We start from the raw sequence: 14,914 nt of genomic DNA, 5'->3' as shown, positions 1-14,914 counted from the left end.
TGAACAATCATATTTTAACGATTTGAAGGGCTTTTTGGTAGAACCCTTTATTCCCCACCCGCATAGCAGGTGGTTTTATGTTTCACTCGCTTTGCGAGCTCAACTAGGTCTAAAGACAATAATAAAACACCACAGTACATAAGCACTGTGGGTCAAGTTCATATAAATTATCAGGTCTTGATTGAGTATCTGATACTATCATCGATGTTTGATGTTTTTCACTAGTTGAAGCCCCTGCCTGCCAAATTGCGCGAACAAGAAGACGATTCCGCCTACGACACCCAAAACGACACAAAAAACGACTGCGTGTCCTTTCGATGCCATCGTAAGCTGCTGGCTCAACAAGAAAAACAGGATAAAACAAACGAGTAGCATCATAAGTGTCGAACGGAAAGTCTTCAAGAAAAAACCGCTGATTTTCGCTAATGGTGCGATACGATATTCTCGGCACATGAAATGATAGCCCCGGATAAAGACGATCCCGAAAGCCACACCATTAGATAAGCTCATTCCGTAACCTCCGAACAAGGCCAGACCGATGACTTGGAAGACGATTTTCAATAGAATCGCTTCGACAGTCAAACGGATCGCAAACCGATGATGATTTAGCGATTGGAGCATCGTAGACAAGATCGTGAATAGCGAAAAGAACAGCGAAGCCAATAACGCCATCTGGAAATATCCTGTACTATCTGGGTCATACCCAAAGAAAAGTGTATATAGTGGACCTGCAAGCAAAGACATTCCTGTCAGTGAAGGAAGCAGGATCAAGATAGCAATCGAAAAGCTGTCTCCTACTGTTTTTTCGATCTGGGCGCGATCTTTTTTCTTCAATGTACTTAAAATCGGCAAGCTACTGATCGCTACTGTTCCTACCATCGAGATCAGGATCAATGTCAATTTATTCGGATTCACAGAAGCACGGCTGAAAAGAAATTCCAATTGCTGATCGACGATTTCCGGTCTGAAAAAATGCAGTAACGGTTTCATCGTCACTTGATCGATCATCTGTACGATCGTAATCACTGAACCGACAAAAATGAACGGTAGCGTCTCACGTATGATGGAAACAGAAGCAGAGCGGTTTTCTCGCTGGAAATAACGGCTCGATATCAAGAAATCTCTCAATATGAAATACTCTTTTCGCTGACCAACGACATACATATGGATGATAGCCGCTAGACCACCGAAAAATGAAGCGACTGTACTGATCAGAACAGCTTCTAATATCGTTCCGTCTGTCAATACGCGTAAATAATACGTCCCTGCCAGGATAACCAGCACACGGATCGCCTGCTCGATGATCAGTGAAGTCCCGTATGGCCGAAGATCGTTTTTCCCTTGAAAATAGCCTCTCATGGCACTGAGAATCGGAATCGCTATTAAAGACGGACAAAGGCTCCTGATCGCCAATATCCCGTTGTTTACATTCGCGATCGGGCTAATACCGGCAAGTGCGGGGGCAAATAGGTACATCAGCACAGCCGAAGCGATACCGATCACGAACATGATATTGATCGTACTGCGGAAAATGATCCGAGAAGCTGCACGATCCCCTTCTTTTGTTGCGATTGCTACTTTTTTTGCGATGGCATTTGGAAAACCGACCGTTCCAAGCATCAAGAACAACCCATATGGAAGATAGCCGACATTGTACAGCGTTGTCGCCAGCATACCGTCTTGGTTGTCTCCCATCATGCTCAACCAGGGAATCAAGTAAACGACACCCAATACTTTACATAACAAGTTGGCAAACGTGAGCCAAAAGGTTCCTTGCATCAATTTTTTATTCATCTGATTTTCCTCAACTATCCTTTATTAAACGAAGCACCTTCCCTATTATAGCAAAAAAATAAGGAACAACAACTCGCTGTTTTCTTTTTCTCTTTTTCTAAACAAAAAAGCCACTCTCAAAAGAGAAGGCTAACGTGGTTAAAACATGGATAATAAAAAGACTGAGACAAGTCCTGTCAATACAGAAAAAGCCATTGATCGGGTCTTGTACGCTACACCTGCTACAAGCAGCATAGCAACGATCTTTGTGTTCCAAGCTAGATCTAAGTGTTCATGAGTGATAAACACGTCCTTGAACGCCAAAGCTGCAAATAAAGCAACTGGTACATATTTCATCCATTCGCTGAACCATGCAGGGACTTTTCGGTGTGTAAAGTACAGCATCGGAAACAGTCGCGGAACGTAAGCGACGATGAATAGACACGCCACCAGCAAAAGAAGATACATTTTAGTCATGATGCTGAGCCTCCTGTTCAGGGAAATTGAATAATGGTTCGTTGACTTCTTTGCCGCGATCTCTCAATTTTTTTGCTTTTTCTTTTTTGAATGCTTTTTCTAATGTAAATCCAGCTAAAGAGGCAATGATCGTTGCAGCTATCAAGCCAAATGTGTTTTGGAACAGGACCATGAAGATCACGCCCAATACGCCCGAAAACAATCCGGTAAGCACCAGCAGAGCACTTTTCATCTGCATGATGAACATAAAGATAAACATCGCCGTTAACGCGAAATGAACAAGATCAGCATCTACCCGGATCACAGAACCAAACAGATTTCCTATCATGTTGCTGCCAGCCCATGCAGCCATGGAAAACCAGTTGACATAAAGTGCTTTACGCTTGTTCCAAGTAGGGTCTGTTGAGAACTTCAAATAGTTGACCGCATAATTTTCGTCATTAAGAGACTGCGAGAACACAGCTAAAAAAGGGCGTTTCTCTTTTTTCATGAATACAGAAAGACTTGACCCTAATAACGTGTATCGCAATTCCAAAAAAAAGACCATCAAAAGTGTCGTTGCAAAGGACGCTTGTGTGGTAAGCATCGAGGCAACTAAAAACTGCGCGCCGCCGGAAAAAACCAAAATCGATAACAGTCCTGTCAAAAGCGGATCAAATCCAACCTTTTGCAGCAGTACTCCACAAGCCAATCCGACTGGGATATAGCTCAAACATAGCGGCATCACTGCATGCAAAGACTGAAGCCATGGCGCACTTTTCTTTTTGTTCATTAAAATATCTCCTTTAATTACAACAAATAAACAGCGGACTCATTGTAACATAAATTCGCTAAATTGTAGCCGTTTTATCTAAAAACAAGATTATATTTTTCTCATTTTTGCTCCAATTCATGAATTTCTGTTTTATTTTTGGCGATAATTCGGGTCATATTTATCCGTTTCAATGTATATATACATTTTTTTATCAGGTAAAGAGGCACGCATCATCTTTTCGATATCGTTGATGATTGCGTAGGTCTGGTTCTCTTTTGCTTCCACGATATCCGCTTTAGCGGCAACTAAAATCTCTGTTGGGCCTAAATGAACGGTTTTGATATCGATCAGACGGCTGATCTCTGGACGATTGAATGCTTGTTTGATTTTAGATAAATCGCTAGCAGTGACACTCTCTCCAATAATCAGGCTGTAAAATTCCTTTGCTAAGAAAATCGCTGCGCCCATCAGCAAGAAGCCAATCAATAAACCGCTGATCGCATCAAACGCTGCGATCCCTGTTGCATAAGTCAAGATCGTTCCCGCTAAAGCAAGGACAAGCCCGATCACTGCACAGAAATCTTCGGTAAAGATAATCAAGATCTCACTGTGGCGACTTTCCCGCAAAAAACGCATCGTCGATAGATTCTCGGTATTCAATTCTCTGATCTCTTTCATAGCAACATGCAGTGAACTGCTTTCAATCACTAGACCGAAAATCAAAATAGCGATCACGATCACTGGGTTCCCTACTTCATGAGAAGGATGTGTCAGTTTCTCAAAAGCTTCCATCACCCCTAATGCTCCACCACCGAAGAAAAGCATCATTGCGACGATCGTACTGAAAAAGTACTTTGCGCGGCCTTCCCCAAACTGATGAAGTTCGCTCTGTCCCCTATTGGCACGTTTGTCTCCAAACAACAATAAGATCTGGTTACTACAGTCAACGATACTGTGGATACTTTCATTCAGCATAGCAGCACTCCCGCTGATCGCATAGCCGACAAATTTGCTGACTGCTACTAGGATATTCGCTCCTAATGCTGCGATCACCGAGAACATCCCACTTTTTTTAAAATTTTCCATTTAAGATTCCTTCTTTCATTAGGTCGTTTTCGACTTCTCCCTTGTCAAAAACGGCTTGAACCCAACCATTACTGATTAGATTCCAGCTAGGTTGAATACGACTTTCTGTCCATTTCCAAGTTTGGTCTCTTTTGCTCCAGTCGTTGCACTTTTGCCGTCCACTGTGAACATCCAATATTTTTGTTCCTGCTTCTTTTGCTTATGCCCTTGGATTTCTGTGATGAACCCTTGCTCTTCTTTTATATCGAAATTATTCTGAAGGATGGTCAATAGATCTTCACCTTTTTCGAACGATACTTTCTTCGTTTCAAAAGGTTTCCCCTCTTCTTGTAAAACGATCGTTGCCGTCTGCGTGACAGACGCCGTTTGTTCACTTGTGTTTTCTGATCGGGTAAAAGGCACAGTGCAGCTAGATAGAGCAACCAACCCTGCGGACAGTATCAAAAAGCTATAGATGATTTTTTTCATTTTATTCCTCCTGTACTTCGATCAAACCGAGTGGAAAAAGGCAAGAATACGAAGTAAAAAACAATATTTCCTATCCCATGCATCATATCAAAGGAAAGACCTTGCATATAATAGACCCACGGCTGTGGAAGCTGATAAAGTATGCTATCTGTGATCGTCATGCCGACACCGTACAAGATTCCTGATAAAAAGAAAAAGATTCCTTTCAGCCAGAAACTGTGACGTATGAATGTGCTGCGGCAAACGATAGAAAAAGCAGCTAGCAGGATCGAATAGCTGAACCATTGACCGAATATCCAAGGTCCCATACCGAAGTACAGATTGCTAAGTATCAGCGAAAGACTCATCACGATCAAAGCATCTTTCAATCCTAGATAAAGAACAGTGAATAAAAAGATAGCAGTCATCGGCTGGACATTCGGGATGAACTGGAAGATGATCCGTCCAGCTGTACAAGCTGCCGCAAGCATACTTAATTGTGCGAGTTTTCGTGTTTCAATCTTCAACAGATGGTTCCTCCTGCCAATGTAAAAGACTTGGGACAATTATCAGTGATAACTGCCGCAAGTCTTTTGAATAAGTGACGATGAATACGTTATGCGACCTCATCTTCTGCTTTTGGATCCAAGAGTTCTTAAGACTTGCGTACCATCAAAGGAACTAGGAACTCGTAATTGATAAAGAAATCAATCACGGAACGATGGTAATCCCCGGACGAGACAGAAAGTACAGTCTGATTGTTTTCGCTTTTAGAGATCGTCAATGATTGTCCTTTATCTAGCAGTACTTGATAATTGTCCTCTTCGATCTTTTCCATATCATAATTCGGATTTTTCATAGCCACGATAAAAATATCATCAAGGACTTGATCCGTCAACTCAAATTCGCTTTGCAAATTCAAACGCAACGGTTTCGTGTTGTCTAATAACGTTTGATTGACCACAAAGCCAAGCTTTCTTGCATGGTTCAGTAGCTGGTTCAATTTATGGTTGAAAATCGTGATTTGTCCTGCAGAGAAAACCCGATCGACTGACCAATAGCGGATCAAAGCGAGGACACGGTCATCTTGTACATCTATTTCCATCTTTTCTGGTGAAATCTTGAGAAGCGTCATTGAGTCTACTTGATAACGCTGATCGATCGTTGGCAGAACAAAGGAAAGCAGTAATTCGTTTTGTTCATTCATTGCATAATTGATCGAAAAATGACGAGTTTCCCATGTATCATAAGTGGTACTTGATAGTTCCAGTCCGATATCGTTCAAAGGCTTCAGCAATTCATAGGTAAAGTACTCCACCAGACTTGTCTTACCAATTGGAGAGATAGGCTCACCTTCTAAAAGATACCGATCGTAAGCTTCTAGAAGCTCATTGAAATCCGATTCGATCAGATACTTGCGTAGGCGAAGGTCGGCCAGCTCTGCTTCTGCAGTGTGGATCAGGCTGACGATATCTTGGTGGTCTCGTTCTTTTCCGTCCAGGTATGCCTGGTTTTCGACCAGTTCATGGTTCTTTTGATTATCAAAATCTTCTTTGTTTTGTGGAACGATCGTTTCTTTCTGGTGGATTTTTGTTTCTTCAGTCAATGTTTCTGTATATTCAGCAGGTTCTTCTTCCATCACTTCTTCCGAATATAATGGGTGCGACTGCTCTTCGTCTGATTGGTCCATCGTGTCTGGGACAGAAGTTTCTTCTATAGTTGTTGCTTCTTTCTCCGTTGATTCCAATTTATCGTGTTCGTTCATCATTCAGAACCTCCCTCTTCAGACAATGCCGGATTCTCGTTGCCGAGATAATCCATGAGAAAATGGTGGATAGCTTGGCTAAACGCTTCTTTACTGCCAAAATACCGATTAATCTGGCGTTGTTCTTTTTCAACGATTGCTGCTCGAAGCTGATCGGCTTTTGCTTCTTGCATCAGTGCTTCTTTTTGCTGTTGGATTTTTTCCGGTTCTTCTACATAGGGAAGCCAGCCTAATTTTTCATTTGCTAGTGCCTGCTTTTGTTTCACCAGTACTTGGATCTCTTCATCGATTTTTTTCCGATTCAAGAACCCTTTGTTATCATCCAGCTCCGTCATTTGCCGTTCGATCTTTTTGATTTTTTCATCCAGCCGTTCGATCTCTGTTTGAGCCGTGATTACTTTTGCATCTAATTCATTGATTCGTTTGTCAATGTCGTTTGACTGCTGCTGTGCGTAGGCTGCCCATTCTTCATCGATGGCAGGCAGTACGAAGATCTCCGGTAGACTTGCATCGATCCCAATCGTAGGACGCTCATGATAATAAGTGCCAATTTTGTAATAACTCATCGTAGGAGAGATCGTTTCAACTAATTCCATGAATGGAAACTGCTGTAAAAAGCGGTCATGTATCTTTCGCATCAATAATTGGTCGATTTCATGGTTTTCATTTGAACTTCTTTTCAGTTCAGCATTCAGATGCCCATTGTACAACTGATAGATTTCCGGAATGTTTTCTTCTCGGACGGCTTTTTCAAAAGACTGCAAGTCCTCTAACAATTGGGAAAGGTTCATACTTGCTTTTTCTTTGATATCATAAAAAGAATCGTTACTTTCTTCAGATGGATCAGTAAACCCGTTTGTTTCAGGGGTATTATTCTCATCATGCTCATTTGGCATAGATTCCTTCATTCTCCTTACCTCCTTGTAATCACTGATTCGCTTATAGATACCTCAATAGTACCATTTTCTTCATAAAATTGTTATAAAAAAGGAATGCTGCGCCATGACAAAAAGAGGTCGTGACAACTGCGTTCTGCTTTAAGAAATAAGGACACTGAACAGAAAATAGCTACTCATATTTTCTTGTTCAGTGAACTTATTGCCGAGAAGCAGCAGTTGGAACACCGTGAATCAGAGGTTGTAAAAAAGCTGCCCTGCATCAAGTAATAAGAACAGACAAATAAAACTAGCTCTCCATATTTTTCGTTTGGTTGGGCTTATTACCGCAGATGCAAGCTTTTGAACACCGTTTAGTGTAGAGGTTGTGCGCCTGCCGTTTAACTCTGAGGCACAAAGAACAATTTCAACAAACAGCTTCTCATGTTTGATGAATATTGTGACTTGTGCCCGAGGAGTTGGCAGGAGAACACCGTTTATTCGGAAAGAGAAGCTGTGACAAGTCTTTTGTCACAGCTTCTCAAGTTTTTACCTAAAATCCGGGCAAGTGGCTGCCACGAACAAGATCGCTCTTTTTCATTTGCCATGTCGGCATTTTATTTATTAGGCAGATCTCTGGTTGTGAAATGAATGCGGTGATGCTCATCGCGAGTCAAAAGCGTTTCTTCGTTCAGATACGAAAACTTCAATTCTTCTAATTCAGTATTTTCAAGCATTCTTTCATAACCGGTAAAAATAGAACGAATATATTTTTTATACGCGTTTTTCTTTTTCTGTCTTTTTTTCATGTGACACCTTCCTTATCGTAAACTATCATACCAATGAATCAGTTTACAGACAAGCTTGTTTATTGGTGTATCCGGTATTTTTTGATTAATTTTCCTCTTCTAGTTGACGAATCCTCAAAAAAATGAAAAAATGCTTTAGTACTTAAGGAGGGAACCTTGTGAAAAAAATCGGTTTTGATTCAGAGAAATATATCGAAGAGCAATCTGCGTATATTCTTGAACGAGTAAATCACTATGATAAATTGTATTTAGAATTTGGCGGCAAACTGGTCGATGACAAACACGCAAAACGTGTACTCCCTGGTTTTGAAGAAGACGCTAAGATCAAGCTTTTGCAAAAACTGAAAGAACAGGCAGAAATCCTGATTTGTGTCTATGCTGGGGATATCGAGCGAAACAAGATCCGTGGCGACTACGGGATCACTTATGATATGGATATCCTACGTTTGATCGACGAACTGCGTGGCTATGGCCTGTCCATCAACAGTGTCGTCATCACTCGTTATAGTGGCCAGCCTGCTACGAAGGTATTCATCAACAAGTTGGAAAGACGAAATATCAAAGTCTACAAACATGCGGAGATCGAAGACTACCCTGTCAATGTAGAAAAAATCGTTTCAGAAGAAGGTTTTGGCAAAAACGAATATATCGAAACGACGAAACCAATCGTAGTCGTCACTGCACCTGGACCAGGAAGCGGAAAATTAGCTACTTGTTTGAACCAGCTGTATCATGAAAGCCAAAAAGGACATGCGGCCGGCTATTCGAAATTCGAAACGTTCCCTGTCTGGAATGTGCCTTTGAAGCATCCGTTGAACATTGCTTATGAAGCTGCTACGGTCGATTTGAAAGATGTCAATATGATCGATTCTTTCCACTTTGATGCGTATAATAAAGTCGCTGTCAACTACAACCGCGATATTGAAACATTCCCAGTGATCAAACGGATCATTGAAAAAATCACTGGAAAAGAATCAGTTTACCTCTCTCCTACTGACATGGGAGTCAATCGTGTAGGCTTTGGAATCGTCGATGACGCAGTTGTCCAAGAAGCATCCAAACAAGAAATCATCCGCCGATATTTCCAAACGGAGTGTGACTTCAAAAAAGGCTTGATTGACGAAGAAGCAGTGAACCGGATCAAATTGATCATGGAAGAAGTCGGATTACGACCTGAAGACCGAAAAGTCGTCGTTCCTGCGCATGATTACGCAAAAACGATCCAAGCCCAAAGTCCCACTAAAGATCCATCTGCTGTTATTGCGATCGAACTGCCTGATAGCGTCATTATCACAGGACGGACAAGTACGTTGATGGATGCTTCGGCTGCAGTGATCTTGAATGCAGTGAAACATCTAGCTCATATTGCAGATGATATCCCGTTATTGTCGCCACTTGTGTTGGAAACGATCCAAGGAATGAAATCACAAGCACTTCATTCATCCGTGGACACATTGAGTATCAATGAAGTCTTGATCGCCTTATCGATCAGTGCGGTAACGAATCCGATCGCACAAGTTGCTTACGAAAAACTGACTGAATTGGAGGGCGCACAAGCTCACTCGACAGTCATGGTGAACAAAAACGATGAACAAACCTTGAAGAAGCTGGGTATCGATATCACTTGTGCTCCAGTCTATCCTTCTGAAAATCTTTATTACCAATAATATAAATAGAAAAACTAAAAAAACTCTTAAAGAATGTTTGGTGCCTTTGTGCGAATGACAAAGACAACCTCTAACTTTTAAGAGTTTTTTTATAGTCGCATCGTTTAAACGCTACCAAAAAAATGGATGCGTTTTACTCTAAAAAACTAATGAAATTTTTATGAAAAATGAGTATTTTCGTTATAAAACAGGTAAAATAAAACGGAATTTTGATTAGGAGTGATTATTTGAGTTATTTGTTAGGAATTATCGGTTTAATTGTCACATTAGGACTTGCTTTTTTGATCAGCAGTAATAAAAAAGCAATCAAAGTGAAACCACTGATTGTGATGTTCTTGCTTCAGCTTGTCCTTGGTTTCATTTTATTACGAACGACATTCGGTACAGCACTGGTTGCTCTGCTGTCAAAAATGTTCGATCATCTGCTTAATTTTGCAGGTCAAGGTGTCGATTTTGTTTTTGCGGGTGTGGCGAATAAAGGGAGTGCCCCATTCTTCCTCTCAGTTTTGATGCCTATCGTATTTATTTCAGCAATCATCGGGATCTTGCGCTATATCAAAATCCTGCCGTTGTTCATGAAAGCAGTCGGACTTGGTTTGAGTAAAATCAACGGCATGGGCAAACTTGAGTCGTACAACGGAGTAGCTTCCGCAATCTTAGGTCAGTCAGAAGTCTTTATTTCTGTCAAAAAAGAATTACCTTTCTTATCTGAAAAACGGCTGTTCACTATGAGTGTTTCTGCGATGTCGACGGTTTCGATGTCTATTGTCGGTTCATATATGGCCTTGATCGATTCTAAATATGTAATCACTGCGCTTGTGCTGAATTTGTTTGGCGGTTATATTTTGGCTTCGATCGTCAATCCTTATGTTTTGGATGAAAAAGAAGATGAACTGGTGATCGAAGAAGACAAAGAACAAACATTTTTCCAAATGCTAGGTGAATATATCCTTGACGGGTTTCATGTCGCGATCACTGTTGCAGCTATGCTGATCGGATTCGTTGCACTGATTGCGATGATCAATGCGATCTTCCATGGGATCTTCGGGATTACTTTCCAAGAGATTTTGGGCTATATCTTTGCTCCTTTAGCCTTTATCAGCGGTATTCCCTGGAAAGAAGCAGTAGATGCAGGAAGTATTATGGCAACGAAGCTGGTCACCAACGAATTTGTGGCTATGACAGAGCTTGCGACTGGCAACCTCCACTTTACAGAACGCACAACAGCTATCTTGTCTGTTTTCCTTGTGTCCTTTGCAAACTTCTCTTCTATCGGGATCATCTCTGGGGCGATGAAAGGTCTGAATGAGGAAAAAGGGAATCTTGTCGCAAAACATGGTTTGAAGATCTTGTTGACAGCTACACTGGTCAGCTTTTTGAGTGCGATCGTCACAGGATTATTGGTATAATACGCGTAAAAGCTTTGAAAAATATTTCGTTTAGAGAAATTTTTCAAGGCTTTTTGTTTTCGAAAGGAGAAAATCATGAATTATTGTTATGTGTTTATCGGCCCCTCTGGTTCTGGAAAAACATCTTTAGCAGAATCAGTATTCAGTCCTGAACAAAAAATCATTACTTACACGGATCGTCTACCACGACAAGGAGAAAGAAACAAGGAAGATTATTATTTTGTTTCAAGCAGGCAGTTCGAGGAAATGATCAGACAAGGGGCTTTTGCCGAGTGGGATCGCTATGCGAATCATAAATACGGCTCAAGTAAAGCAGAAATCCGAGAAAAACTTGCAAAAGGAAATTGTTATGCTGTGCTGACAGCCAGCGGTTTCTGGCATCTGTATCATTATTTTGGTGAGGTCATACGCCCCATTTTTATTTCTGTGTCAAAAGAAACATTACAAAAACGACTTGAAAAACGAGGAGATTCGCCTGAACAATTGCAAAAAAGGCTCTCTCTTTATGAAAAAGATCTAAAAGAACTGCAACGCCTCTCCTCTATCTCTTCTTTACTTAAAATTTCAAATGATGGAAGATTCGATGTGGCGAAGGAAAAACTGAAAAAAGCGATCAATAGATGACTCGCCCCAGATAAGCTTCTGCTCATCTGGGGCGAATCATCTTCTTCACGGATCTATAAAATACAACGCTTCAGACGAATATTCAACAAAGAATTTTCTGGTATGCTTTTCGTTCACCATGTGCAAACGGAAATTCGATCATTCCTTGATATGAGAAGCCAGCTGAGAAAATCGTTCTTTCCATCGGATGATTGGTCGGATACGTGTCGATACGTACATCTTTGATGCCCTGACAAGCAGCTGCGGTCAAAAGATGTTCTAATAACGGCTTCCCTAGCCTCTTTCCACGAGTGCTGCTGGCTAAAGCGACACGATGGATCGATAAATAAGGTTCATCGGTCTTTTGCCAAACTCCATCAATCGCCGTGTATACCGGATCGATCCCAGCTACTAATGCAGCGGTCCCGACTATTTTCTCTTCATAAATCAAAACATAGCTTTCGTTTCGATGGATATCCTGCAAGATTTTTTCCTTCGTCGGTTTCTGATCGTTTTGCCACTGCGGCAGTCCTTGGTTTCCTAAATATTCTGCTCCCTCATCAATGATCTCCATCACCCGTTCGAGTTCTTCTTCGGTTGTTTTTCTGATATACATCTAGTTGCTCACCTGCCGATAATTTTACTTTATTTGTTTATTATAATCGATTGGACGAATGATTTCATATAATTCTTTTACTTTTGAATAACATCTCAGCCAATCAGTCGGATGATCGATCAATTGGCTGATGAGTTCTAAATGATGCAGTAAGGACCATTTTTTCAGTACGCCGAGACCAGGGAATTTTTTTTGTTCATACAAGGTCAATAACTCAAGCATCCCTGATGTGATCAGCAGCTGATGGTGATGGCGCATGATCCAACGTTTCATTTTTTCTGCTGCTTCGAAAAATTTGAGTGCTTGATCTTTCGCCGAATCATTGCTATCTGAGACAAAATGTTTCACGCGGATATTTCCGTATGCGTCGATGTAAGTCAAATGAATCGCCAAAGCACGACTAGGAAACCCTTTGTCAAAGTAACGGCTTCCTTCGATCGTGAAATCTGAGAATCCTTTGTAACCATCTTGCTGATAGAAAAGATAATCGTTGCTGAAAAAATCATCGTTTTTTTCGCCATAACTTTCGACATGTTTTCGTATAGAGAATGAATCACGAATCACGATTTTGTTCTCAGGAAGCCAAATACGAATGCGACTATCATCTGGGATCAAAAAGCGAGAAGGAAGCGTCGTCAGCTGTTTCCAACTCTCTGCTTCTTTCGGATAATGCTGACCATCAAAAACAATCAGACCAGGAGGTGTATGGAGAATCTGCTGGAAAGTTTCAGGTGTGATGATCAGTGCTTGTTCGATCGTACTGTTTTCATTGAGCGTCCAGCTATGTACATGCTGATCGAAAAGCTTGAACTGTCCGACTTGCGGATTTCCAATGACTGCCAACGGATGGTCCTGTTTTTGAAACAATTCGATCACGTTTTTCAGCGTAGCAGAATCACGAACAGGTTCGATCACAGGTTCAATCTTAGAGGACAAAAGATCCCGAGACAGTGCTTCTTTTAATGCTAGCAAATCGAATTGCTTTCCTCTTAGATAAGGATAATACATCGTACTCACTCCAATGGTTCTGTCGGCAGGCGACGGATTTTCTGCTGCTGGCGAAGATATTCATAATCCTGCTGTAAGGCAGTGACTTCTTCTTGCAGCTCTGTGATTGCCTGATTTGTCATTTCTTCGATAAAACGTTCATAATAACGTTCGGTCGAAAATGGATTCTGATCGTCCGCGCGTTTTTTTAATTCCTTATACAGTTGATCGGTCGGAAAATACTTCACACCACGCTCCATCTGCTTTGCTTTGCGGACTTCTCGGAACAAGGAGGCCATAAAACGATTAGTCAAGGCCTCCTCGGAGACTGCTAATTCTTTTTTTGCGGCTTTTTTTGCGATCAGAAATGTCCCAGAAGCAGGCATCTCTTCTTCTACTGCATATGGACGATAGATGAGCACGCCGATTCCTGTGGGTATTTCTTCCTTGACTTCCTCATATAGCTCTCCAGGTAAGACAAAATAGTTATAATGACCGACGAATGAGAGTTTTGCTGTTGAACGGAAGTCAGCTTTCGTCACTTTTAATTCGTAGCAGCGCCATTCACGACTGCCATCAAATTTTGTCAAGCAACACAAAGTATCGACAATTCCCTGTTCATCTGGCATCGTGACTTCTTCTACAACTAGACCGCCTTGTTCAATGCAGTACTGATACAGCGACGTTTCGATCTCGATAGTTAACGGCGTTTTCACATTTCTTCCCTCCGAACATATTTTCGCCTTACATTGTACATGAAATCGGCTAGAAATACTAGATGGGATCGAACGAAAAAATAGAATAACAGATTCAAGGCACTGATATACAGTTCGTATGAGTAAGCATCCACTTCAATTGAATACTTACTAAAATAAATAACGGCTTAATTCACGGTCTGTATCGACTTGGTTTTCGATCGCTTTTTCGATGTCTTGCAGTAAAGTATCCAGGGTTTCTTCTGATTTTCGCAGCACTGCTAATGATTGTTCATAGGTTTCCACGGGTTCTTTGACGATGGTCTTTTCGGTCGCACCACCAGAAGCAAGGGCTTCCATTTCTTCGTGATAAGTCAAATTCCCGCCCCAATACTGGGCATCTGCTTTAGTGGTCTGCCAAAGCTTTTCGGCATTGATGATTTCTGTCTGGAACCATTTTTTCAAGGCAGTGATCTCTGATTGCACGGTCTTCTTGTAACCCGAAGTGACTGCTTTAGCTTTTGAGGCATCCAAAAAGATTTTTTGAGCAGAGGACAGACTGCCTTTTGCCAGAAATTGTCTCTTCAGGTTTTCGATACCGGCAAGACGCTGCTGGGTCTCCAATCCGATGACATCAGGTTCTCCTTTCGTATCAAGCAACACATTCCCGAATTGGTCATACTGATACCCGCCCCACATGTGCTGGTCGATCCACCCGACTTTTTTTGACAACACTGGACGCATTCGACCGACCATCGGTTTGTCTTTGCCATAGCCGATCGGTATCAGGTCTTTCTCATCGACATAATTGTGTAGTTTCCCTGATCTTGTCAGCAGATCAGCGACCACTCGTTGGCTTGGCGTCAATACCGTATAAATATTGGGGCCTTGGAAAAAATATCCTCCACCGAGCCGCCTGCTTTCCTCCAACGACAGATCAGCAACAGCATA

At 41.6% G+C, this 14,914-nt stretch carries 15 protein-coding genes and 1 pseudogene; 3 read left to right on the top strand and 13 right to left on the bottom strand.

Annotation, left to right across the window (positions count from 1 at the left end):
* Positions 1 to 198: 198 nt before the first annotated feature.
* From G7Y42_RS14255 to G7Y42_RS14215, 9 genes are all read right to left on the bottom strand, one after another.
* Complete coding sequence (locus G7Y42_RS14255; RefSeq protein WP_165007201.1) at positions 199 to 1,794, bottom strand: polysaccharide biosynthesis protein; 1,596 nt, start codon at positions 1,792 to 1,794, stop codon at positions 199 to 201.
* 138 nt (positions 1,795 to 1,932) lie between these two features.
* Positions 1,933 to 2,250: an AzlD domain-containing protein gene (locus G7Y42_RS14250; protein WP_165007204.1), complete on the bottom strand. Its 318-nt coding sequence runs from the start codon at positions 2,248 to 2,250 to the stop codon at positions 1,933 to 1,935.
* Positions 2,243 to 3,022, bottom strand: coding sequence for an AzlC family ABC transporter permease (locus tag G7Y42_RS14245; protein WP_165007207.1), 780 nt, complete (start codon positions 3,020 to 3,022; stop codon positions 2,243 to 2,245). The genes G7Y42_RS14250 and G7Y42_RS14245 overlap by 8 nt, the downstream gene beginning before the upstream one ends.
* A gap of 132 nt (positions 3,023 to 3,154) precedes the next feature.
* Positions 3,155 to 4,090 (bottom strand): cation diffusion facilitator family transporter, encoded by a 936-nt coding sequence (locus tag G7Y42_RS14240; protein ID WP_165007210.1) that lies wholly within the window; start codon positions 4,088 to 4,090, stop codon positions 3,155 to 3,157.
* Between the two features lie 75 nt (positions 4,091 to 4,165).
* Complete coding sequence (locus G7Y42_RS14235; RefSeq protein ID WP_165007213.1) at positions 4,166 to 4,558, bottom strand: DUF4430 domain-containing protein; 393 nt, start codon at positions 4,556 to 4,558, stop codon at positions 4,166 to 4,168.
* Positions 4,555 to 5,058, bottom strand: a complete 504-nt coding sequence (locus G7Y42_RS14230; protein WP_165007239.1) for a hypothetical protein — start codon at positions 5,056 to 5,058, stop codon at positions 4,555 to 4,557. Before G7Y42_RS14230 ends, G7Y42_RS14235 begins: the two co-directional genes overlap by 4 nt.
* Positions 5,059 to 5,192: 134 nt before the next feature.
* Entirely contained in the window at positions 5,193 to 6,302 is a 1,110-nt protein-coding gene (locus tag G7Y42_RS14225) for a hypothetical protein (protein ID WP_165007244.1), read from the bottom strand.
* Positions 6,302 to 7,198: a viral A-type inclusion protein gene (locus G7Y42_RS14220; protein ID WP_241161968.1), complete on the bottom strand. Its 897-nt coding sequence runs from the start codon at positions 7,196 to 7,198 to the stop codon at positions 6,302 to 6,304. Before G7Y42_RS14220 ends, G7Y42_RS14225 begins: the two co-directional genes overlap by 1 nt.
* Positions 7,199 to 7,794: 596 nt before the next feature.
* Complete coding sequence (locus tag G7Y42_RS14215; protein WP_165007219.1) at positions 7,795 to 7,986, bottom strand: hypothetical protein; 192 nt, start codon at positions 7,984 to 7,986, stop codon at positions 7,795 to 7,797.
* Positions 7,987 to 8,144: 158 nt separating this feature from the next.
* Here G7Y42_RS14215 and G7Y42_RS14210 point away from each other — a divergent pair, with 158 nt between their 5' ends.
* The 3 genes from G7Y42_RS14210 to G7Y42_RS14200 all read left to right on the top strand — a co-directional run bounded on the left by G7Y42_RS14210 (position 8,145) and on the right by G7Y42_RS14200 (position 11,686).
* Positions 8,145 to 9,653 carry a DUF1846 domain-containing protein gene (locus tag G7Y42_RS14210; RefSeq protein ID WP_165007221.1) on the top strand — a complete coding sequence of 503 codons (1,509 nt, stop codon included), beginning with the start codon at positions 8,145 to 8,147 and terminating at the stop codon, positions 9,651 to 9,653.
* A 227-nt stretch (positions 9,654 to 9,880) separates the two neighbouring features.
* Entirely contained in the window at positions 9,881 to 11,062 is a 1,182-nt protein-coding gene (locus G7Y42_RS14205) for a nucleoside transporter C-terminal domain-containing protein (RefSeq protein WP_165007224.1), read from the top strand.
* A gap of 75 nt (positions 11,063 to 11,137) precedes the next feature.
* Positions 11,138 to 11,686: a guanylate kinase gene (locus G7Y42_RS14200; protein WP_165007227.1), complete on the top strand. Its 549-nt coding sequence runs from the start codon at positions 11,138 to 11,140 to the stop codon at positions 11,684 to 11,686.
* An 82-nt stretch (positions 11,687 to 11,768) separates the two neighbouring features.
* Here G7Y42_RS14200 and G7Y42_RS14195 read toward each other — a convergent pair whose 3' ends face one another.
* The 4 genes and pseudogenes from G7Y42_RS14195 to G7Y42_RS14180 form a co-directional block, all read right to left on the bottom strand.
* Complete coding sequence (locus tag G7Y42_RS14195; protein ID WP_165007230.1) at positions 11,769 to 12,281, bottom strand: GNAT family N-acetyltransferase; 513 nt, start codon at positions 12,279 to 12,281, stop codon at positions 11,769 to 11,771.
* Between the two features lie 24 nt (positions 12,282 to 12,305).
* Entirely contained in the window at positions 12,306 to 13,289 is a 984-nt protein-coding gene (locus G7Y42_RS14190) for a sce7725 family protein (protein ID WP_165007233.1), read from the bottom strand.
* A 5-nt stretch (positions 13,290 to 13,294) separates the two neighbouring features.
* Positions 13,295 to 13,984: a hypothetical protein gene (locus G7Y42_RS14185; RefSeq protein ID WP_165007236.1), complete on the bottom strand. Its 690-nt coding sequence runs from the start codon at positions 13,982 to 13,984 to the stop codon at positions 13,295 to 13,297.
* A gap of 150 nt (positions 13,985 to 14,134) precedes the next feature.
* Positions 14,135 to 14,914, bottom strand: a pseudogene (locus G7Y42_RS14180) (hypothetical protein); the annotation flags it as partial.

It is taken from the genome of Enterococcus sp. ZJ1622, assembly GCF_011038845.1.
GTDB lineage: Bacteria > Bacillota > Bacilli > Lactobacillales > Enterococcaceae > Enterococcus_B.
This window is presented reverse-complemented; position numbering and strand designations above follow the sequence as displayed.